A 20972-nucleotide genomic window follows, 5' to 3' on the forward strand; every position below is an offset into this window, starting at 1 on the left:
GACCCCGAGCGGTAAAGCCAGCTCCGCGTTATAAGCTCGGGGTGAGGGTTATTGCTTGCCGTGCTGCGCCTGCAAGGCTTCTTGCAGGCGCTTCTTCAATTCCGCGCCGTCGGTGATCGCGCCAGTGTCGTCGGGCACTTCCACGATGTGGGACTGAAAGTCTTTCAATATCACGTGCTCCGGCACGGTGTCTCCCGGTATCGCCCCCAGAATTTCTCCCTGATCGTCGGTTACGATGGTCATCTTCATGTTTACCTCCCCGTTGGTCAATTCGCCATCTTAGATTTGCGCACTGTGCGCGCCTTGATGCAAACGAGGTACAACCGTTTTTGGGGCCGCGCCCGGTTCTGGTGGATAATGCGGGATTGCGCAGGCCAGTCTGCATTACCTATTTAGAAAGTCCTCACACATGTTCAGCTACCGCCACGCCTTTCACGCGGGAAATCACGCCGACGTATTGAAGCATTTCGTGACCATCCAGATGCTGCAATACCTGAATCAGAAAGACACCGCCTACACCTATATCGACACCCACTCGGGCGCCGGTGTGTATGCGCTCGACGGCGCTTTCGCCTCCAAGAACGCCGAATACGATACCGGCATCGGCCCGCTGTGGGACTTGAAGGACATGCCGGCGCCGGTCAGGGAATACGTCGATCTGATCAAGGGCATGAATCCGAGCGGCAAGATGCGCCAGTACCCGGGTTCGCCGTTTATCGCCAACCTGGTGGCGCGCGAGCATGACCGCCTGCGCCTGTTCGAGCTGCACCCGGCCGATTTCAAGCTGCTGACCGATAATTTCCGCAAGCTCGACGAGCACGCCGCCCAGCAGGGCATCCGCCCGACCACGCGCGGCAAGCGCGTGCTGGTGACCAAGGGCGACGGCTTCCAGTCGCTCAAGGCGCTGCTGCCGCCGCCATCGCGCCGCGCGCTGGTGCTGATCGACCCGCCGTACGAAGACAAGCAGGACTATAAAAAGGTCAAGGATACGCTGGCCGAGTCGCTGCTGCGCTTCCCGGGCGGCACCTACGCAGTCTGGTATCCGCTGCTGCAACGGATGGAATCGCGCGAATTCGCAGACAAGCTCAAGCAACTGCAATGCAACGACTGGCTCAACGTGGTGCTTACCACCCACACGCCGATGCCCGACGGTTTCGGCCTGCACAGCAGCGGCATGTTCATCCTCAATCCACCGTATACGCTCGAGCCGATGCTCAAGGAAGTGATGCCGTGGCTGGTCAAGGCGCTGGGCAAGGATAGCGGCGCGCGCTTTACGCTCGAGAGCGGCAAGCCGCTGCCGGTCGGTAAATCTATCCGTACCCGCACGCCGCTGGCCCGTCCCGGCACCGGCGAGGGCACTGCCGGCGGCCGTCCCGGCGGCACCGGTCGCCCCGGTGGCCGGCCGGGCGCCAGCACCAGCGCGCCGTTCAATGCCAAGCCCGGGTTTGGCGGCAAGCCGGCCTTCGGCGCCAAGGCCGCTTCGGCAGGTTTGCCTGCCGAAGCCAAGACCTCCCCGACAGGCAAACCTGCCCCGGCCAGGCCAGCCCCGGCCCGGCCGACGGCCGCCAAGCCGACCGGCAGCGACCAGCCCGCAGTTGCACGCAACAACGGTCCGCGCCGGTCCGGCACGCGATAGGTTTTTAGTTGTCATTTTGGTAGCATCGGGTATAGTTGGGTATCCGCGGGCGCTGACGTCAGTTCAGCGCCTCGTTCCAGCACTTTAGCGGGGGCCACGCAGCAGGTTTCGGGGTCTCCTGAGGGGATGTCCATGCTGTCAGCGACCGAGCTGCCACCGTCCAGGCTTGCCGATAATTTCTTCCTGGCCCGCCAGCCCATCCTCAACCGGGGCCAGCGGCTGGTCGGTTACGAGTTGCTGTTCCGCGACGCTCACACCGCCAGCACCGCAGAGTTTCGCGACGATGCATCCGCCACCGCCACGGTGATCGCCCACGCGTCCGAGCTGGGCATGGAACTGGTCGTGGGCGACCAGCTTGCCTTCGTCAATGTCGATGAAGTCGGCCTGATGAGCGACTTCATCCGCTTTCTGCCACACGACAAGGTCATCCTCGAAATCCTGGAAACCGTGGAAGCCACGCCTGCCGTGCTTGAGCGCGTGCGTGAGCTCAAGCGCGCCGGCTTTCGCTTTGCGCTTGACGACGTCATCGGCGAAACCGTGGACGTGCAAAAGCTGCAGCCGCTGTGCGACGTGATCAAGGTCGATATCAAGCAGATGAAACCCGGCACGTTGGCGGCGTTGACTAAGGTCCTGAAGAATCCGAAGCAAAAGCTGCTGGCTGAAAAGGTCGAGACGGTGGAGGAATTTCACCAATGCATGGATCTCGGTTTCGAATACTTCCAGGGCTATTACTTTGCCCGTCCCGTCATCCTCAGCGGCAAAAAGATTTCGCCGTCGCAGCGCAGCGTGCTGCACTTGCTCGACCTGATCGATACCGATGCCAGCAGCCACGAGATCGAATCGATGGTCAAGCACGATGCGCTGATTACGCTGAACCTGTTGCGGCTGGTCAATACCCCGGCGGTGGGTACGCGCTACCGCATCAATTCGGTGGGGCATGCGTTGATGGTGCTGGGGCGGCGCCAATTGCGGCGCTGGCTGCAGATTTTGTTGTACGTAAAAAGCGGCGGCGCGCACGAATTCACGTCGCCGCTGCTGCAACTGGCCACCACGCGCGGCAAAACCATTGAGTTGTTGGTCGAACACACGCGGCCGGGGCAGCGCACCAGCGCCGATATCGGCTTCACGGTGGGCGTCATGTCGCTGATGGATACGCTGTTTTCGATCCACATGCAGGAACTGCTCGACAGCGTGAACGTGCTCGACGAAGTGCGCACGGCGCTGCTGGAGCGGGCAGGGGACTACGGCATGTTGCTGAGCCTGATTGAAAATATTGAGCGCGGGCGCGATACGGTGGCGCTGGGGCAGATGCTGGAGCAGATTGCGGTGCGGCCGGCCGAGCTGTATGCGATACAGCTGGCGGCGATTGAATGGGTGACCGAATACTCGCGCGGGTTTTAATAAAAAACCTTACTGCCCCAACAACAAGAATACCGTCGGTTTCTTGTGAAAATCGGGCGCCTTGCCCCCAGCCAGCAGGCTCTTCCACTGCGCCCCGGTCTGGGTACGTATGGTTTCCGTCGCCAGGCTCAAGTCGGTCGCCACGCAAACCAGCGTGCCTGGCGCACAGGCGCCCACCAGCGCTTCCAGCATCGCGGTATTGCGATACGGCGTCTCGATAAATAATTGGGTCTGCTTTTCCTTGCGTGAACGGGTTTCCAGTTCCTTGATGCGGGCGCTGCGCTGGGCGGCATCGGTGGGCAGGTAGCCGTTGAAGGCGAAACTCTGGCCGTTCAGGCCGCTTGCCATCACGGCCAGCAGCAACGACGACGGTCCCACCAGCGGCCGTACCGGGATACCGTGCTGATGCGCCAGGCGCACCAGGTCGGCGCCGGGATCGGCCACGGCCGGCACGCCTGCCTCCGACACCAGCCCGCCATCGCGGCCGGCCAGCAACGGCGCCAGCAAGCCGGCCAGCGCTGCCGGCGGGGTATTCACGTTCAGTTCGGAAATGCTGATTGCCTGCATCGGCTTGCTCAACGGATGGCTGGCATTGACCAGCTTGAGGAAAGCACGCGCGGTCTTGGCGTTCTCGGCCACGAAGTAATCGAGTTGCGACGTGATGTGCTGGACCTGTTCAGGCAGCACAGAGGCGAGCGCTTCGGTCTCGCCCAGGGTGTTTGGAATCAAAAATAAGGTGCCGGGCATGTTCAATTATCTAAAAAAGGGAATTCCAAGATTGCGCAGCATGCCTGTCAGGGCGATCAAAGGCAAGCCGGTGAGGGCGGTGGGGTCGGTGCTGTCGATCCGTTCCAGGATGGCAATGCCGAGCCCCTCGTTCTTGGCGCTGCCGGCGCAGTCGTACGGCTGCTCGATACGCAGGTAGGCGTCGAGTTCGGCATCGGGCAGGTCGCGGAAGGTCACGCGGGTCTGGATGTCGGCCAGCTGGGCGGCGCTGTCGGGGTGTTCGGCGCGGCCATCCCACACGCATAGCGCGGTGTGGAAGATCACCTCGCGTCCGCGCATTTTTTGTAATTGCGCCAGTGCGTTGGCATGGTTGCCGGGCTTGCCGATCTGTTCGTCGTCGAGCGTGGCCACCTGGTCGGAGCCGATCACAACGCTGCCCGGCAGTTTGGTGGCCACGGCCGCCGCTTTTTCGCGCGCCAGGCGCAGCGCGGTGGCGCTCGGCGTCTCGCCGGGCACGGGACTTTCGTCGATATCGGGCACGGCCACGTCGAACGGCAAGTGCAGGCGCGAAAGCAGCTCCTTGCGGTAGGCGGAACTCGATGCCAGCACCAGGCGTAACGGTAAACTTGATGTCATAGGGGGAATGTTATATGCTCTGTCGCCGGTGTTCGCTGATGCGCGCCGGACACATTAAAAACCGTAAAAATCCTCAAACAGCGTGTTAAGTCATGTAGTTTTTGACTTGCGGGTGAAAACCCTGCTATTATCGCAGGTTTTCCGGGGAATTTTTCTGTAATGAATGCTACGGTCATCGACGCTTTTGATTTTTGTCGTCACAATGGCAGCGAGCACGGCGTAACGCCTGTTGCTCAAATGACCCGTCTGGCCAAGGACTGCGCTGACGCGTCCGGCGAGATTACCTGGAAGGTAGAAGGCGGCCCCGGCAAGATGGGTTACCCGCAGTTGATCCTGTCGGTTGCCGGCACGGTGCAACTGGTCTGCCAGCGGTGCCTGACGCCTTATGCCCACACCCTCGATTCGTCGACCGTGCTGGTGCTTGGTAAGGATGATCAGGAAGCCGACGAAATCGAAGAAATTATTGCTGACGAATCGATCGATGTGATCGTCGGCACCCGCAGCATGCCGGTGATGGACCTGGTGGAAGATGAAGCGTTGCTGGCCCTGCCGCAGTCGCCACGCCACGCAGTCTGCCCTGACGCATCACTGCTGGACAAGGCGAAAAGCGCCAAGATCTCGCCCTTCGAAGCACTCAAGGGCCTGAAATAAGTCGGCACCGGTAAGCCGCAAATCCGAACAAGCTGTAGTAAAGAACGTGTCATGCGCGTGCAGTAATCGAGTATTGGCAAGTTGTAGTAAAAGTAGTACCCGCATTTAACGTCGCCGGGCTGTATTGCCGGCGGGATACTCGATTCGCATGTATTTGCTGATCGATTGTGTTAAAATTTTAGAACTTATGTATTAGGAGTCATTAACATGGCAGTTCAACAGAACAAGAAGTCCCCTTCGAAGCGCGGTATGCACCGTTCGCACGATTTCCTGGTTGCTCCACAACTGGGTATCGAGCCTACCACCGGCGAAACCCACCTGCGTCACCACATCAGCCCTAACGGCTTCTACCGTGGTCGTAAAGTCCTGAAAACCAAAAACGACGAGTAATCGACGCTTTTGCTGGACACGGAAACAGGCGGTGCTGAGTTATTGAGCATCGCTTTTTCTTTTTTCATCGGCTGCAAACCACTTTTGCACACCGTCATGTTGATACGCCGGCCGATACAGGTCCGCAGCTTGCCGCAGCTCGCCCCGGAAGGGCTGGAGCGTGGTACTGAACCCAAACAATGACAATCAAAATTTCTATCGACTGCATGGGCGGAGATCACGGTCCATCGGTCACCATTCCCGCAGCAATCTCCTTCGTCAACCGCGAGCCAGACGCCGAGCTGATCCTTATCGGACTCGAAGACGTCCTGCGCGCCGAACTGAAAAAACACCACGCCGATACCCATCCGCGCCTGTCCATCGTCCACGCTTCCGAGCAGGTGACCATGGACGACCCGCTGGAAGTGGCGTTACGCCGCAAAAAAGATTCGTCGATGCGCGTGGCGATCGAACAGGTCAAATCCGGCAAGGCCCAGGCTGCGGTCTCGGCCGGTAACACCGGCGCCCTGATGGCCGTGGCCCGCTACGTACTGAAAACCATGAGCGGCGTCGATCGCCCGGCGATCTGCTCGATCATGCCGAACCAGAAGAACGGTCCGACCTACATGCTCGACCTGGGCGCCAACGTCGATTGCGAACCGCATCACCTGCACCAGTTCGCCATCATGGGCTCGGTACTGGTCTCGGCCATGGAAAACATCGAGCGCCCGACCATCGGCCTGCTCAACGTCGGTACCGAGGACATCAAGGGCAACGAAGTGGTCAAGGCCACCGGCAAGCTGCTGCAGATCGACCACGAGCGCGGCGCGCTGAACTTCTTCGGCAACGTCGAAGGCAACGACATCTTCAAGGGCACCACCGACCTGGTGGTGTGCGATGGCTTTACCGGCAACGTCACGCTCAAGGCAGTGGAAGGCGTGGCCCGCTTCTTTGCCGATACCGTCAAGACCGAATTCAAGCGTACGCCGCTGACCATCCTCAGCGCTTTGCTGGGCCGCGGCGCGCTCACTGCCATCAAGAACCGCCTGTCGCCATCGCGCTATAACGGCGCCAGCCTGCTCGGTTTGCGCGGCCTGGTGTTCAAAAGCCATGGCGGCGCCGACGCATATTCCTTTGAGTGGGCGATCAAGCGGGCGTATGATGCAGCCAAAAATGACGTGTTGCCGCACATTTCGACCCTGATCGCCGAGCTGATGCCGCGCAACACTGAAACGCCTGAGGCGGCTGCCGCACCCGCAGCCGCCCCCAGTGCCGCCGGCGTCGTTGCTGGCTAACTATCGAGTGGAATAGACGGCATGACCTTGTATAGCAAAATTATCGGCACCGGCAGCTACTTGCCGGCGCAACGTGTGACCAACCAGGACTTGGCCCAGCAACTGGCCGCCAAGGGTATCGAGACCTCCGACGAGTGGATCGTATCGCGCAGCGGCATTTCGGCGCGCCACTTTGCCGCCGCCGACGAAAAATCGTCGGACCTGGCCGCCAACGCTGCCAAAAAGGCGCTGGAAATGGCGCGCCTGGCGCCCAACGATATCGATCTGATCATCGTTGCCAGCTCCACCCCCGACTTCTTCGGCAGCTTCCCCAGCACCGCCTGCATCGTCCAGCAAAAACTCGGCATCACCAACAATGGCGCGGCCGTCGATGTGCAGGCTGTTTGCAGCGGCTTCGTATATGCGCTGTCCACGGCCGATGCGTTCATCCGTGCTGGCGTGCACAAGAATGTGCTGGTGATCGGCGCAGAAGTGTTTTCGCGCATCCTCAATTTCAACGACCGCACCACCTGCGTGCTGTTTGGCGACGGCGCTGGCGCCGTGGTGGTGACCGGTTCGGATGAGCCCGGCATCCTGGCCACCGCGCTGCACGCGGACGGCAGCCACTCGGGCATCCTGTGCATGCCCAACTCGTTCAGCGGCGCCACCGCCGGCGAGGCCTACCTGTACATGGACGGCCCGGCGGTGTTCAAGCTGGCCGTTTCGGTACTGGAAAAAGTCGCGCACGAAGCGTTGAACAAGGCCGGCATGTCGGCTGACCAGATCGACTGGCTGGTGCCGCACCAGGCCAATATCCGCATCATGAACGGCACTGCCAAGAAAATGGGTCTGCCGCTGGACAAGATGGTGGTCACCGTCGATCAGCATGGCAATACGTCGGCCGCCTCGATCCCGCTGGCGCTGGACGCTGCCGTGCGCGACGGTCGCATCAAGAACGGTCACAACGTCATGATGGAAGGCGTGGGTGGCGGCTTTACCTGGGGCGCGGTACTGGCCACCATGAGCGGCTTGCCCGATACCCTGTAAATGGCGACTTGTTGCACCAGAATTAGAGTTAGAGTTCTAACGGCTATACTTCAGGCCGACAAGAATTGATTCCCTTCGAATGGATGACGTATGACTAAATTTGCATTTGTATTCCCGGGCCAGGGTTCGCAGGCGATTGCCATGCTGGACGGCTTTGCCGGTAACCCGGTGGTGGCAGAAACCATTGCCGAAGCGTCAAGCGCGCTGGGCTTCGACCTCGGCAAGCTGATCGCCGAAGGTCCCAAGGAAGAGCTGGACCTCACCACCAACACCCAGCCGGTGATGCTCACCGCTGCCGTGGCCGTGTACCGCGCGTGGATCGCTGCGGGCGGCCCGGCGCCAACCATTGTTGCCGGCCACAGCCTGGGTGAATACTCGGCGCTGGTCGCTGCCGGCGTGATCGCGTTCAAGGATGCCGTGCCGCTGGTACGCTTCCGTGCGCAGGCGATGCAGGAAGCCGTACCGGTCGGACTCGGTACCATGGCTGTCGTGCTCGGTTTGTCGGACGACGACGTGCGCGCCGCCTGCGCTGAAGCGACCGCTGCCGTGTCGGACTCGGTGGTGGAGGCGGTCAACTTCAACGCGCCGGCGCAAGTAGTGATCGCCGGCCATACCGCTGCGGTCGAGCGCGCCTGCGATATCGCCAAGGCCAAGGGCGCCAAGCGCGCCATGAAGCTGCCGGTCTCGGCGCCGTTCCATTCGTCGCTGCTGAAACCTGCTTCGGATCGCCTGCGCGACTACTTGGCCGACCTGACCTTCTCGGCGCCGCAAATTCCGCTGATTAACAACGTCGATGTGGCTGTGCTCAACGACGTCGATGCGATCAAGGATGCGCTGGTGCGCCAGGCCGCCGCGCCGGTGCGCTGGGTGGAAACCATGCAGCAGGTCGCTGCACAAGGCATTACCCAGGTGATCGAATGCGGTCCGGGCAAGGTGCTGATGGGCTTGACCAAGCGCATCGATGCAACGCTGGTGGGCGACGCCATTACCGATCAGGCCTCGTTGGAGCGCATCTTGACCTCGCTCAAGTAAGACTGCGGGGCAGGGTACTATCGTTTAGCACTAACTAGTTAGGACACACATGAATTTAGCAAATCAAGTGGCGCTGGTGACCGGCGCTTCGCGCGGCATCGGCAAGGCCATCGCCCAGGAACTGGCGCGTCAGGGTGCGCGCGTGATCGGCACCGCCACCACCGAAGCGGGCGCGGAAGCGATTTCCGCTTACCTGGCCGAAGTGGCAGCAGAAATCGGCGCCGAGGCTGGTAAAGGCCTGGTCCTGAACGTGACCGATGCCGAGCGCTGCGCGGCCGTCATCGACGAAATCACCAAAACCTACGGCGCGGTCGCCATCCTGGTCAACAATGCCGGCATTACCCAGGACAACCTGGCCATGCGCATGAAGGACGACGAGTGGGACAGCGTGATCGCCACCAACCTGTCCGCCGTCGGTCGCCTGTCGCGCGCCGTCTTGCGCGGCATGATGAAGGCCAAGGCTGGCCGCATCATCAACATCACGTCGGTGGTGGCCTCGTCCGGTAACCCGGGCCAGATGAATTACGCCGCTGCCAAGGCTGGCGTGGAGGGCATGGGCCGCGCGCTGGCGCGTGAAATCGGCAGCCGCAACATCACCGTCAACAGCGTGGCGCCAGGCTTTATCGATACCGACATGACCAGGTCGCTGGGCGACGACCAGCACGCTGCATTGCTCACGCAAATCCCGCTGGGACGCCTGGGCAAACCTGAAGATATTGCTGCTGCGGTCGCCTTTTTGGCCTCGCCGCAAGCGGCTTACATTACCGGCACCACGCTGCATGTGAATGGCGGTATGTATATGAACTGATGGGATTTCCCATCTTTTACCAGCGATTTCGGTGCACTTATGGGGAAACTCGTAGCAAACACCGAAATTAGTTTTTCAGTGCGCAAACCTGATAAAATGCGCGCTTTCCGTAACAAACAAATGGAGCCATAACATGTCGGATATCGAACAACGCGTTAAGAAAATCGTCGCAGAACAACTGGGCGTCGCAGAAGCGGACATCAAGATCGAATCCTCGTTCGTTGACGATCTGGGCGCCGACTCCCTGGACACCGTGGAACTGGTGATGGCCCTGGAAGACGAGTTCGAAATGGAAATCCCTGACGAACAAGCAGAAAAGATCACCACCGTGCAACAAGCCATCGACTACGCCACCGCGCACGTCAAGGCGTAATTGCCGCCCGATCGACTTTAGGAGAATCGCTTGAGAGGTTCTAAAAACCGTCGTGTTGTCATTACCGGCCTGGGCGCCGTTACCCCGATTGGCAACAATGTTGCCGATACCTGGGCAGCGGCACTCGAGGGCAAATCCGGCATTGCCACCATCACCAAGTTTGACGCACAAGCTTTCAGTACCCGTTTTGCCGGTGAAGTCAAAGGCTTCAATATCGAGGACTACATCTCGGCCAAGGAAGCGCGCCACATGGATACGTTTATCCATTACGGCATGGCGGCCGGCATCCAGGCGGTGCAGGATTCGGGTATCGAAGTGACCGACGCCAACGCCGATCGTATCGGCGTGATCATCGGTTCCGGCATCGGCGGTCTGCCGATGATCGAAGAGCAGAAGGAAGACTACGACAAGCGCGGTCCGCGCCGTATTTCGCCCTTCTTCGTGCCTGCCTCGATTATCAATATGATTTCGGGCAACCTGTCGATCAAGTACGGCATGCGCGGTCCTAATCTGTCGATCGTCACCGCTTGTACCACCGGCCTGCATTGCATTGGCGCTGCCGCTCGCATGATCGAGTATGGCGATGCCGACGTGATGATCGCCGGTGGCGCCGAGTCGACCGTTTCGCCGCTGGGTCTCGGTGGCTTTGCTTCGGCAAAAGCGCTGTCCGCGCGCAACGACGACCCGGCCACCGCATCCCGTCCATGGGATACGGACCGCGACGGCTTCGTGCTGGGCGAAGGCGCCGGCGTGATGGTCGTGGAAGAGTACGAACACGCCAAGGCACGCGGCGCCAAGATTTACGCCGAGCTGGTCGGCTTCGGCATGAGCGCCGATGCTTACCACATGACGTCGCCCCTGGAAGACGGCAGCGGTGGCAGCAAGTCGGCGCAAGCCGCGCTCGCCAACGCCGGCCTCAATCCGGATCAGGTGCAGTACGTGAACGCGCACGGCACCTCGACGCCGCAAGGCGACGTGGCCGAAGTGCAGGGCATCAAGCGCACGTTCGGCGACCACGCCAAAAAGCTGGTGGTCAATTCGACCAAGTCGATGACCGGCCACTTGCTTGGTGGCGCCGGCGGCCTGGAAGCAGTGTTTACGGTTTTGGCGGTGCACCACCAGGTGTCGCCACCGACCATTAATATCTTCAACCAGGATCCGTCGTGCGATCTGGATTTCTGCGCCAATGTCGCCCGCGACATGAAGATCGAGTATGCAGTCAAAAACTCGTTCGGCTTCGGCGGAACGAACGGCAGCCTCGTTTTCGGCAAGATCTAGGTAGTAAAAAAGTTTAACTTTATGTTGAACTAAAACCGCGCCCGCCATGTCAAAGCATGGTGGGCGAGGATTCGGCGCTGGCATTCGCCAGCGCCTGAATTGCCCGGCCCCGCGCCGGCGCATCCAGTTTCACCGCTCCCCATCCGTGTAAATTTTTTGTGTTGTCTCTATCCGTGCTGCAGTCATGTCGATCGCGGTGTCCGTCATCGTTCGTCCCTCGCCTGGTTTGCGCTTGCTGCACGCCGGGTTGTGCTGTTGCGTGCTGGCGTCCGCCGCTGCCTGTCCAGGCATGCTGGCGCCGCTGGCGTGCGTGGTGGCCGCTATCTGTGGCTATGTCTGCGGGCAACCATGCGGTATTGCAATGGCGGTTGATATAACCGCAGTCGGGCAATTCCGCACTGCGCTATACCAACATGCGGGAACGCCGCTGCGCCTGCTTGATGGCTCGACCGTGTGGCGCGGTTTGCTGCTGCTGCGCCTGGGTGGTGCGGATGGCAGCGTGCGGTCGGTGCTGGTGTTGCCCGATTGCGTAAGCGGGGCGGAGTTGCGCGCGTTGACGCTGGCCTGTCGGGCCGCCGCCGCGCGCAGCGAAATAAATGCGCCAACACTGTGAACTTCTTGCAGCGGGCTAACTCTATAGCATAAAGGGTTCCGGCGACGTTGCAGGCCACCGAGGAATGCCGGAGTGACGACAGAACGTGAGTGTGACCAGATGCTGGTCGACCGGGTCCGGGCCGGCGACAAGCAGGCGTTTGACATGTTGGTGGCCAAATATCAGCGCCGCCTCATGCGCCTGCTGTCGCGCATTGTGCACGACCCGGTGGAAGCCGAAGACGTGGTACAAGAGACGTTTATCAAAGCCTATCGCGCGTTGCGGCATTTTCGTGGCGACTCGGCCTTTTATACGTGGTTGTATCGCATAGGAATTAACACGGCCAAGAATTTTTTGACGACGCAGGGCAGGCGCACGCCCACGTCGACGGAAACCGACGCCGAACATGCCGAGGGTTTTTCAGATGGCGATAATTTGCGCGACATCAATACGCCGGAATCCATGCTGGCCAGCAAGCAAATTGCCCAGACCGTCAACGCGGCCATGGACGCCTTGCCACTCGATTTACGGACTGCGATCGCCTTGCGCGAAATAGAAGGGCTCAGCTACGAAGAGATTTCCGATATCATGGCTTGCCCCATCGGCACGGTCCGCAGCCGTATCTTCCGTGCCCGAGAAGTCATCGCTGAAAAGTTAAAGCCTCTGCTCGATATGCCGGTTGACAAGCGCTGGTAAGGCGAGAATGATGGCATTGGCGCCCGGCAATTTGTCGGCTGTGGTGGCAATGTATTGACAGGCGGAGCAAGCGATGGATACCCATAAAAGACTGCACGAAAACATTTCGGCGCTGGCGGATGGCGAGCTGGCGCAGAGCGAGCAGGAACTGGCCTTCGCGGCGCTGGAAACCGCCGAGGGCCGGGCGGCCTGGCAGGCTTATCACCTGGTCGGCGACGTGCTGCGGGACAGCGCTCAAGGCGCGCTCAGCAGCGGGTTCCGTGCTGCGCTGGCGGCGCGCCTCGATAACGAGCCTGCGCACGAGCTCTCGCCGCTTGCGCCAGGCGCCACCGACCCTGCTGCGCCACCGTTTGCCGCCTCGGCCAACGGCGCTGCTGCCGCCCATGCCAGCAACGCCAACAATAACGCTAACGTCGCCGCTGCGAATGCGCTCGCCACCAGCGCTGCCGCCAGCGCCACGTCCCACGGCCAGGATGCTCCCAGCGCCGACGTAATCTTCCCTTAAGCCGTTTTATTTGTTCCTGCTCGTATAATTACCTGGTGTGCCGCGTGCGGGACTTTTATCCCGCCCTGTGCTAGCCTCATGGCGCGCGCCTCGCTCCGCGACGCGTGCCGCCCTGCATTCCAGAACCTTTAGAGAACGATCTCCATGAAAAATAATTTGAAAAATAATTTATCTGTCGGCAGTAAAACTCTCTCCGCGCTGCTGGTCAGCGCAAGCGTTTGGATGTCGCCCGCCGTATTGGGCATGAGTCCGGCAGTGGCCGCCGCGCCGGTCACCGGCGCCGTGACGGGCTTGCCCGACTTTGCCGACCTGGTTGACCGCGTGGGTCCCGCCGTGGTCAATATTCGCACGACCGAGCTGGTCAAGCCGGGCGGCCGTGGCGAAGTCGGCGAAGACGAAATGGCCGAATTCATGCGCCGCTTCTTCGGCGGCGCCATGCCGGTGCCACCGCAAGGGCAGGGCCGCAAAGCCCCGCGCCGCACCCCCGTGCCTGAAGAGGCAGTGCCGCGTGGCGTCGGCTCCGGTTTCATCCTGTCGGCCGACGGCTACGTGATGACCAACGCCCACGTGGTCGATGGTGCCGACGAGGTGTTCGTCACGCTGACCGACAAGCGCGAATTCAAGGCCAAGGTGCTGGGCGCGGACGCCCGTACCGACGTGGCCGTGCTGAAAATCGAGGGTGAAAAACTGCCATTCCTGCTGATGGGCGACTCCGACAAGATCCGCGTGGGCGAATGGGTGATCGCCATCGGCTCGCCGTTCAACCTGGAGAACACCGTCACCGCCGGCATCATCTCGGCCAAGCAGCGCGATACCGGCGACTACCTGGCGCTGATTCAAAGCGACGTGGCCGTCAATCCCGGCAACTCGGGTGGCCCGCTGATCAATATGCGCGGCGAAGTCATCGGCATCAATTCGCAGATCGCCACCCTGTCCGGCGCGTATAACGGCATTTCGTTTGCTGTGCCGATCGACGAGGCGATCCGCGTATCCGAGCAACTCAAGAAGAGCGGCAAGGTCAGCCGTGGCCGTATCGGCGTGCAGATCACCGAAGTGAACAAGGAAGTGGCCGAGTCGCTGGGCCTGAAAAACGCCGAGGGCGCTGGCGTCGCCATGGTCGAGCCTGATGGTCCCGCCGACAAAGCCGGTCTCAAGCCGGGCGACATCATTCTGAAATTTAATGGCACGGCGATTACCCGCTCGTCGGACCTGCCACGCGTGGTCGGTGGCACCGCCATCGGCAGCAAGGCGACCATTACCGTGTGGCGCAAGGGCCAGCAACTGGACCTGCCGGTCAACGTGGTGGAAATGGACGCCGACAAGGCAGGCAAAGGCGCGACCGGCAAAGGCAAAGGCGGTAAAGCCGAGCCGGAGCAGGCCAAGGCCAACGCGCTGGGCTTGATCGTCACCGACCTGCCAGCTGATAAACGCAAGGAACTGGGCGTCGATGGTGGCGTGGTGGTGGCCGATGTCGATGGCGTGTCCGAAGCGGCTGGCCTCGACGAAGGCGATATCCTGCTGCAGCTGAACAATACCGCGATCAAGGACGCCAAGCAGTTCAACGCGCTGGTCGCCAAGCTCGATCCGAAGAAGCGCTCGGTAGTGCTGGTGCGCCGCGGCGACCAGACGCAGTTCATTTCGCTGCGTCCGAGCGAGCTGGCCAAGTAAGTGATATTGCCACCGTCCGCTGGCGCGGGCGGTGGCAGCCTGCCAAACTCCATGCATTTCACTCTCTACTCCCGCAGTTACTGCCACCTGTGCCAGGACATGCACGATGCGCTGCTGCGCCTGCAACCACCGGGCATCATTTTTACGGTGGACGTGATCGACATCGACCAGGCTGGCGATCCTGTACTGCTGGCTCGGTACGACGAACTGGTGCCGGTGCTGTTTGCCGACCTGGCTGGTCCCGAGCTGTGCCATTACCACCTCGACGAAGCCAAAATCCGCGCATTGCTGGTGAAATAGTCAAAATTCACGGCAAAAAGGCTGTGCTTTGTATAAGTCGGGCTTTCCACTCTGAAATCCGGTAAAATGCCGGGTATTACGTTTGGCAGTCCAAGGCGCTCGCCAGGGCAATCATGCCCAGCTTTGAGCGCTTTTTGTATTGCGCGCCGTGTTTTAGCGATGCGCGCACCCGTCGTTTCGACCTGTTTTTTGATTATTTGTTAATGAACAACATACGCAATTTCTCCATCATCGCCCACATCGACCACGGTAAATCGACCCTGGCCGACCGCATCATCCAGCTTTGCGGTGGCCTGTCCGACCGCGAGATGGAGGCGCAGGTGCTCGATTCGATGGACCTGGAACGCGAACGCGGCATTACCATCAAGGCCCAGACTGCGGCCCTGAAATACAAGGCGCGCGATGGCATCATCTACAACCTGAACCTGATCGATACGCCCGGCCACGTCGACTTCTCGTACGAAGTGTCGCGGTCGCTGTCGGCGTGCGAGGGCGCGCTGCTGGTGGTCGATGCGTCGCAGGGCGTGGAAGCGCAAACGGTTGCCAACTGCTACACCGCGCTCGACCTGGGCGTGGAAGTGGTGCCGGTCCTGAATAAAATCGACTTGCCGAACGCCGATCCACCGACCGCGATCGCCGAGATCGAAGACGTGATCGGTATCGAAGCGGGCGACGCCGTCCATTGCTCGGCCAAGACCGGCCTGGGCGTGGAAGACGTGATCGAATCGATCATCGCCAAGGTACCGCCACCGAAAGGCGACCCGGATGCGCCGTTGCAGGCGCTGATTGTCGACTCGTGGTACGACGCCTACGTGGGCGTGGTCATGCTGGTGCGCGTGATGAACGGCACCCTGAAACCAAAAGACAAGATCAAGCTGATGGCCACCGACTCGGTGCAGCTGGTGGAAGACGTGGGCATTTTTGCGCCGCGTTCGCTGTCGCTGCCGCAACTGTCGGCCGGCCAGGTGGGCTTCATCATCGCCGGTATCAAGGAACTGAAGGTTGCCAAGGTGGGCGATACGGTGACCCTGGCCAACCGCCCGGCGCCGGCGCCGCTGCCTGGTTTCAAGGAAGTGCAGCCGCAAGTGTTTGCCGGCCTGTTCCCGGTGGAAGCGAACCAGTACGACGCACTGCGCGACTCGCTGGAAAAGCTGAAACTGAACGATGCCGCGCTGATGTACGAGCCGGAAGTATCGCAGGCGCTGGGCTTCGGCTTCCGCTGCGGCTTCCTCGGTTTGCTGCACATGGAAATCGTGCAGGAGCGCCTCGAGCGCGAGTTCGACATGGACCTGATCACCACCGCACCGACCGTGGTGTACGAGGTGGTGATGCGCGACAACAGCATCGTCAAGGTGGACAATCCATCGCGCATGCCCGAGCCGACCAAGATCAACGAAATCCGCGAACCGATCGTTACCGTCAACCTGTACATGCCGCAAGAGTACGTGGGTTCGGTGATCACGCTGTGCATCGGCAAGCGCGGCGTGCAGATGGACATGAGCTACCACGGCCGCCAGGTCAAGCTGGTGTACGAAATGCCGATGGGCGAAATCGTGCTCGACTTCTTCGACAAGCTGAAATCGACCTCGCGCGGTTACGCGTCGATGGACTACGAGTTCAAGGAATACCGCGCGTCCGACGTGGTCAAGGTCGATATGCTGATCAACAGCGAGAAGGTCGATGCGCTGGCGATTATCGTCCACCGTTCCAACAGCGCCTACCGCGGCCGCCAGGTGGCCGCCAAGATGCGCGAACTGATTCCACGCCAGATGTTCGACGTGGCGATCCAGGCCGCTATCGGTGTGAACGTGATCTCGCGTGAAAACGTCAAGGCGCTGCGCAAGAACGTGCTGGCCAAGTGCTACGGCGGCGACATCAGCCGTAAAAAGAAACTGCTCGAGAAGCAGAAAGCCGGTAAGAAACGCATGAAACAGGTGGGCTCGGTCGAGATTCCACAAGAAGCATTCCTGGCAATCTTACAAGTGGATGATAAATGACCATGCAAGTGATTTTGGGTAACTTCGCGCTGATCCTGTTCGTGTTGATGGTGATCACCGGCGTGATCTGGTGTCTCGATGTGTTCGTCTTGGCCAAGCAACGCCGTGCTGCCGCCAACCGCGCGCTGGCCGAGTACGATGCGCGCGCCGCCAAGCTGACCGCCGACGGCTACCAGGCCGACAACAACGTCAACCGCGCCGCGCTGGAAGCGAGCATTCTGCGTCAGCCGACCTGGGTGGAATACTCGGGCAGCTTCTTCCCGGTGATCGCGCTGGTGTTCGTGCTGCGTTCGTTCCTGTACGAGCCGTTCAAGATCCCGTCGTCGTCGATGGTGCCGACCCTGGAAATTGGCGACCTGATCCTGGTGAACAAGTTCACCTACGGTATCCGCCTGCCGGTGCTGAACAAAAAAGTTATCCAGATCAACGATCCGCAGCGCGGTGACGTGATGGTGTTCAAGTATCCGCTGGACATGACCCAGGATTACATCAAGCGCGTGATTGGCGTGCCTGGTGATAAGATCACGTACGAGAACAAGAAGCTGACCGTGAACGGCGTGGCGGTGCAGTACACCGCGTTGCCTGACTACCTCGGTGGCGACGAGCAAAAGCAGCTCAGCTATAACAAGCAGTACCAGGAAGCACTGTCCGGCGTCAGCCACCGCATTCTCAACTTCGAGAACGCGCCTACGCTGAGTCTGCCGCAAGTGATGGACTTCCCGATGCGGCAAGAGTCGTGCACATACACCTACGACAGCTTCACGTGCGTGGTGCCGGCCGGTCATTACTTCATGATGGGCGACAACCGCGACAACAGTACCGACAGCCGCTACTGGGGCTTTGTTCCGGACAAGAATATCGTCGGCAAGGCATTCTTTGTCTGGATGAACCTGAGCAACCTGAAGCGTATCGGCAGCATCAAGTAAATTCACGGGCCTGCGGGCCGCACAGGGAGAGCTGAAATGCGAACACATCGGCAAAACGGCGTTTCCCTGACCGGGTTGATCCTGGTCCTGGCCGTGCTGGGCGTGGTGGCCGTGCTGGCCCTCAAGATCTTGCCCACGTACACGGAATATCGGGCGGTGAAGAATGCCATCGTGACGGCCAAGGCCGCCGGTGGCAATTCGGTGCCCGAGATCCGCAAGGCCTTCGATGCCAACGCGACCGTCGCTTACATCACCGCCATTTCCGGCAGCGACCTGACTATCGAGCGCGAGGGTGACGGCGTCGAGGTCAGCTTCGCCTACGAAAAGAAAATCCCGCTGGTCGGACCAGCCAGCCTGCTCCTGGAATACCAGGGCACCACCGCCGCAACCGGCAAACCCCATTAAAAACCAGAAAACGAACCAATGAATCTTCAGTTATTGCAAACCCGTCTAGGCTATACGTTCCAGGATGCCGGCCTGCTGCAGCAGGCCTTGACCCACCGTAGCCATAGCAGCTTGCATAACGAACGCCTCGAGTTCCTTGGCGACTCCGTGCTCAACTGCGTCGTTGCCACCATTCTGTACGAGCGCTACACCACCATCGACGAGGGCGACCTGTCGCGCTTGCGCGCCAACCTGGTCAAGCAGCAGTCGCTGTTCGAGATCGCCCAAAAGCTCGATCTGTCGCAGTTCCTGCGCCTGGGCGAGGGCGAGCTGAAATCGGGTGGCTTCCGCCGGCCGTCGATCCTGGCCGATACGCTCGAAGCGATCCTCGGAGCAATTTTCCTCGATGGCGGTTTCAATCCGGCCGCCGAGGCGATCCGCGCTTTCTATATCCCGATTCTCGACACGGTGGACCCGCAAACCCTGGGCAAGGACGCCAAGACCCTGCTGCAGGAATTCCTGCAAAGCCGGAAGATTTCGCTGCCGCTGTACAATGTGGTGGCCACCCACGGCGCCGCCCACAGCCAGGAATTCGAGATCGAGTGCCAGATTCCCAAGCTGGGCATCCAGCTGTTCGGTCGTGGCGGCAGCCGCCGCGCCGGCGAACAGGCCGCCGCCAAGCTGGCGCTGGAGGCGGCGCAGCAAGCGCTGTTGAAGACCCCGGCCGCAGTGCGCAAGGCCAAGCCGCGTGCCGCCCAGCTCAAGCTGGCCGGCATCGCCACCGTGCAAACCGATGACGATGCAGAGTCTGCACCATCGGCCAAGGCAGCCAACAAGTAACGACTTAAAAGAAACGATCATGACTACCGAAACGACCCCCGCCAACTTCCGTTGTGGCAACTTCCGTTGTGGCTATATCGCCATCGTCGGCCGCCCCAACGTGGGCAAATCGACCTTGATGAACACGCTGATCGGCGCCAAGGTCAGCATCACCTCGCGCAAGGCGCAAACCACGCGCCACCGCATCACCGGCATCATGACGTACGACGATGCCCAGTTCATTTACGTCGATACCCCGGGTTTTCAAACCCGCCACTCGAACGCGCTGAACAAGACCCTGAACAAGACGGTGACCAACACCCTGATTTCGTCGGACCTGATCCTGTACGTGATCGAGGCGGGCACGTTTGGCCCGGCCGACCAGCAAGTGATCGACCTGTTGCCGAAGGAAGTGCCGGTGGTATTGGTCATCAACAAATCGGACCGCGTGAAGGACAAGGCCGTGCTACTGCCGTTCGCCCAGCAGGTGGCTGCCAAGTTCGATTTCGCCGCGATTGTGCCGGTGTCGGCCAAGCTGCGCTTCCAGCTTGAAGGGCTGCAAAACGAGATCAAGCGTTTCCTGCCCGAGAACGCACCGATCTTCGGACCAGACGACATCACCGACCGCAGCGAGAAATTCCTGGCGTCCGAGATCGTGCGCGAAAAGCTGTTCCGCTTTGTCGGCGACGAACTGCCGTACACCAGCACCGTACTGATCGAGCAATTCGAGCAGGAAGGCGACCTGCGCCGCGTGTTTGCCGCCATCCTGGTCGAGCGCGATACGCACAAATCGATGATCATCGGTAACAAGGGTGCGCGCCTGAAGGAAGTTTCCACCCAGGCCCGCCTGGACATGGAAAAACTGTTCGGCGGCCCCGTGTACCTGGAAATCTGGGTCAAGGTCAAATCCGGCTGGGCCGATAACGAAGCGGGTCTGCGCGCCTACGGCTACGAATAAATCCATGCCACCCGCCACGCCCGACGCCGCGCTCACCAGCGCGACCGCGTCACCGCAGCAGGCCGCGCCTGACGCGCAGGGCGGGGTGGTGCTCGCGCCCGTCGCGGAAATGCCTCCCAAACGTCCGCGCGCTCCTGCACGCGAGCGCACCATCGGCACCAAGGTCGCCGGCCAACCGGCCTTCGTGCTGCACAGCTATCCCTACAAAGAAACCAGCCTGATCATCGATCTGTTCACGCGCGACTTCGGCCGCGTGGCGCTGATCGCCAAGGGCGCCAAGCGGCCGCACTCGCAATTGCGCGGCGTGCTGCAAACTTTCCAGCCGCTGTCGTCGAGCTGGGTGGGCAAGTCCGAGTTGCGTACCCTGACCGACGCCGAATGGGTCGGTGGCATGCTGCCGCTGGAAAAGACTGCGCTGCTATGCGGCTTCTATCTGAATGAACTGCTGGTCAAACTGCTGGCCCGCGACGACGCCCACCCGGCGCTGTTCGACCATTACGTCTCCACCCTCAACCAGCTCGCCCACAACGAGCCGGCCACCATCGTCTTGCGAAAATTCGAACGGGCCTTACTTAAGGAGACAGGGGTGGCGGCGGACCTGGGGCGTTGCACCAGCACGCGCGCCCCGGTACAGGCCGACGTGACGTACGTGGTGGACCCCGAGCGCGGACCGCGCCCCGAGCGCGCGTCCGACCCGTGGCCGCGCGTGGCAGGCAAAACCCTGCTCGACATGGAGCGCGAGGATTACCAGGACGCCGCCACGCAGTCGCAGAGCAAGCAGCTGATGCGCTTCCTGGTGGCGCACCACCTGAACGGCGCGCCATTGAATACCCGCCAGATCCTCGTCGATCTGTCACAATTATAAGAACCCTGATTACTCTATAAACGGTATAGAA

24 protein-coding genes are annotated in these 20972 nt (G+C 60.8%); 21 read left to right on the top strand and 3 right to left on the bottom strand.

The window, feature by feature from the left end:
• Positions 1 to 48: 48 nt before the first annotated feature.
• On the bottom strand, positions 49 to 249 hold the full coding sequence (locus tag ASF04_RS16815) for a hypothetical protein (RefSeq protein WP_056144000.1): 201 nt from the start codon (positions 247 to 249) through the stop codon (positions 49 to 51).
• 220 nt (positions 250 to 469) lie between these two features.
• Between ASF04_RS16815 and ASF04_RS28245 the strand changes: the two genes are divergently transcribed.
• Complete coding sequence (locus ASF04_RS28245) at positions 470 to 1636, top strand: 23S rRNA (adenine(2030)-N(6))-methyltransferase RlmJ (protein ID WP_304438341.1); 1167 nt, start codon at positions 470 to 472, stop codon at positions 1634 to 1636.
• Positions 1637 to 1768: 132 nt separating this feature from the next.
• Positions 1769 to 3037 (top strand): EAL and HDOD domain-containing protein, encoded by a 1269-nt coding sequence (locus ASF04_RS16825; RefSeq protein WP_056144709.1) that lies wholly within the window; start codon positions 1769 to 1771, stop codon positions 3035 to 3037.
• Positions 3038 to 3046: 9 nt separating this feature from the next.
• Here ASF04_RS16825 and ASF04_RS16830 read toward each other — a convergent pair whose 3' ends face one another.
• Together ASF04_RS16830 and ASF04_RS16835 are read right to left on the bottom strand one after the other, a co-directional pair.
• Positions 3047 to 3784 (bottom strand): SAM-dependent methyltransferase, encoded by a 738-nt coding sequence (locus ASF04_RS16830; RefSeq protein ID WP_056144712.1) that lies wholly within the window; start codon positions 3782 to 3784, stop codon positions 3047 to 3049.
• Between the two features lie 6 nt (positions 3785 to 3790).
• On the bottom strand, positions 3791 to 4399 hold the full coding sequence (locus tag ASF04_RS16835) for a Maf-like protein (protein ID WP_056144006.1): 609 nt from the start codon (positions 4397 to 4399) through the stop codon (positions 3791 to 3793).
• 159 nt (positions 4400 to 4558) lie between these two features.
• Here ASF04_RS16835 and ASF04_RS16840 point away from each other — a divergent pair, with 159 nt between their 5' ends.
• The 19 genes from ASF04_RS16840 to recO all read left to right on the top strand — a co-directional run bounded on the left by ASF04_RS16840 (position 4559) and on the right by recO (position 20941).
• Complete coding sequence (locus ASF04_RS16840; RefSeq protein ID WP_056144009.1) at positions 4559 to 5050, top strand: DUF177 domain-containing protein; 492 nt, start codon at positions 4559 to 4561, stop codon at positions 5048 to 5050.
• A 207-nt stretch (positions 5051 to 5257) separates the two neighbouring features.
• The gene (gene rpmF / locus ASF04_RS16845; RefSeq protein WP_008449924.1) at positions 5258 to 5440 is read left to right on the top strand and encodes a 50S ribosomal protein L32; all 183 of its coding nucleotides are present in this window, start codon (positions 5258 to 5260) and stop codon (positions 5438 to 5440) included.
• 179 nt (positions 5441 to 5619) lie between these two features.
• A complete protein-coding gene (gene plsX, locus ASF04_RS16850) occupies positions 5620 to 6714 on the top strand; it encodes a phosphate acyltransferase PlsX (RefSeq protein ID WP_056144013.1) in 1095 nt (364 codons plus the stop codon).
• A 21-nt stretch (positions 6715 to 6735) separates the two neighbouring features.
• On the top strand, positions 6736 to 7740 hold the full coding sequence (locus ASF04_RS16855) for a beta-ketoacyl-ACP synthase III (RefSeq protein WP_019920172.1): 1005 nt from the start codon (positions 6736 to 6738) through the stop codon (positions 7738 to 7740).
• 90 nt (positions 7741 to 7830) lie between these two features.
• On the top strand, positions 7831 to 8772 hold the full coding sequence (gene fabD, locus ASF04_RS16860) for an ACP S-malonyltransferase (RefSeq protein WP_056144016.1): 942 nt from the start codon (positions 7831 to 7833) through the stop codon (positions 8770 to 8772).
• A gap of 49 nt (positions 8773 to 8821) precedes the next feature.
• The gene (gene fabG / locus ASF04_RS16865; RefSeq protein ID WP_056144019.1) at positions 8822 to 9580 is read left to right on the top strand and encodes a 3-oxoacyl-ACP reductase FabG; all 759 of its coding nucleotides are present in this window, start codon (positions 8822 to 8824) and stop codon (positions 9578 to 9580) included.
• Positions 9581 to 9713: 133 nt separating this feature from the next.
• Positions 9714 to 9953: an acyl carrier protein gene (acpP, locus tag ASF04_RS16870; RefSeq protein ID WP_008449912.1), complete on the top strand. Its 240-nt coding sequence runs from the start codon at positions 9714 to 9716 to the stop codon at positions 9951 to 9953.
• A 30-nt stretch (positions 9954 to 9983) separates the two neighbouring features.
• Positions 9984 to 11231: a beta-ketoacyl-ACP synthase II gene (fabF, locus tag ASF04_RS16875; protein WP_019920169.1), complete on the top strand. Its 1248-nt coding sequence runs from the start codon at positions 9984 to 9986 to the stop codon at positions 11229 to 11231.
• Between the two features lie 184 nt (positions 11232 to 11415).
• Positions 11416 to 11844, top strand: coding sequence for a hypothetical protein (locus ASF04_RS16880; protein ID WP_156368674.1), 429 nt, complete (start codon positions 11416 to 11418; stop codon positions 11842 to 11844).
• Positions 11845 to 11916: 72 nt separating this feature from the next.
• A complete protein-coding gene (rpoE, locus tag ASF04_RS16885) occupies positions 11917 to 12519 on the top strand; it encodes an RNA polymerase sigma factor RpoE (RefSeq protein WP_026636972.1) in 603 nt (200 codons plus the stop codon).
• Positions 12520 to 12592: 73 nt separating this feature from the next.
• Positions 12593 to 13024: a sigma-E factor negative regulatory protein gene (locus ASF04_RS16890; protein ID WP_082488818.1), complete on the top strand. Its 432-nt coding sequence runs from the start codon at positions 12593 to 12595 to the stop codon at positions 13022 to 13024.
• 243 nt (positions 13025 to 13267) lie between these two features.
• Positions 13268 to 14692, top strand: coding sequence for a Do family serine endopeptidase (locus ASF04_RS16895; protein WP_229205083.1), 1425 nt, complete (start codon positions 13268 to 13270; stop codon positions 14690 to 14692).
• Between the two features lie 51 nt (positions 14693 to 14743).
• On the top strand, positions 14744 to 14992 hold the full coding sequence (locus ASF04_RS16900) for a glutaredoxin family protein (protein WP_056144027.1): 249 nt from the start codon (positions 14744 to 14746) through the stop codon (positions 14990 to 14992).
• A gap of 203 nt (positions 14993 to 15195) precedes the next feature.
• Positions 15196 to 16989, top strand: a complete 1794-nt coding sequence (lepA, locus tag ASF04_RS16905; protein ID WP_026636970.1) for a translation elongation factor 4 — start codon at positions 15196 to 15198, stop codon at positions 16987 to 16989.
• Positions 16986 to 17915, top strand: a complete 930-nt coding sequence (gene lepB, locus ASF04_RS16910; RefSeq protein WP_056144029.1) for a signal peptidase I — start codon at positions 16986 to 16988, stop codon at positions 17913 to 17915. The genes lepA and lepB overlap by 4 nt, the downstream gene beginning before the upstream one ends.
• Before the next feature lie 36 nt (positions 17916 to 17951).
• The gene (locus ASF04_RS16915; protein ID WP_056144033.1) at positions 17952 to 18320 is read left to right on the top strand and encodes a DUF4845 domain-containing protein; all 369 of its coding nucleotides are present in this window, start codon (positions 17952 to 17954) and stop codon (positions 18318 to 18320) included.
• Positions 18321 to 18338: 18 nt separating this feature from the next.
• Entirely contained in the window at positions 18339 to 19139 is an 801-nt protein-coding gene (rnc, locus tag ASF04_RS16920) for a ribonuclease III (RefSeq protein ID WP_056144036.1), read from the top strand.
• Between the two features lie 19 nt (positions 19140 to 19158).
• Positions 19159 to 20076, top strand: coding sequence for a GTPase Era (era, locus tag ASF04_RS16925; RefSeq protein WP_056144039.1), 918 nt, complete (start codon positions 19159 to 19161; stop codon positions 20074 to 20076).
• Positions 20077 to 20080: 4 nt separating this feature from the next.
• The gene (gene recO, locus ASF04_RS16930) at positions 20081 to 20941 is read left to right on the top strand and encodes a DNA repair protein RecO (protein ID WP_056144041.1); all 861 of its coding nucleotides are present in this window, start codon (positions 20081 to 20083) and stop codon (positions 20939 to 20941) included.
• The last annotated feature ends 31 nt before the right edge of the window (positions 20942 to 20972 follow it).

Source organism: Duganella sp. Leaf61, assembly GCF_001421905.1.
GTDB lineage: Bacteria > Pseudomonadota > Gammaproteobacteria > Burkholderiales > Burkholderiaceae_D > Rugamonas > Rugamonas zoogloeoides.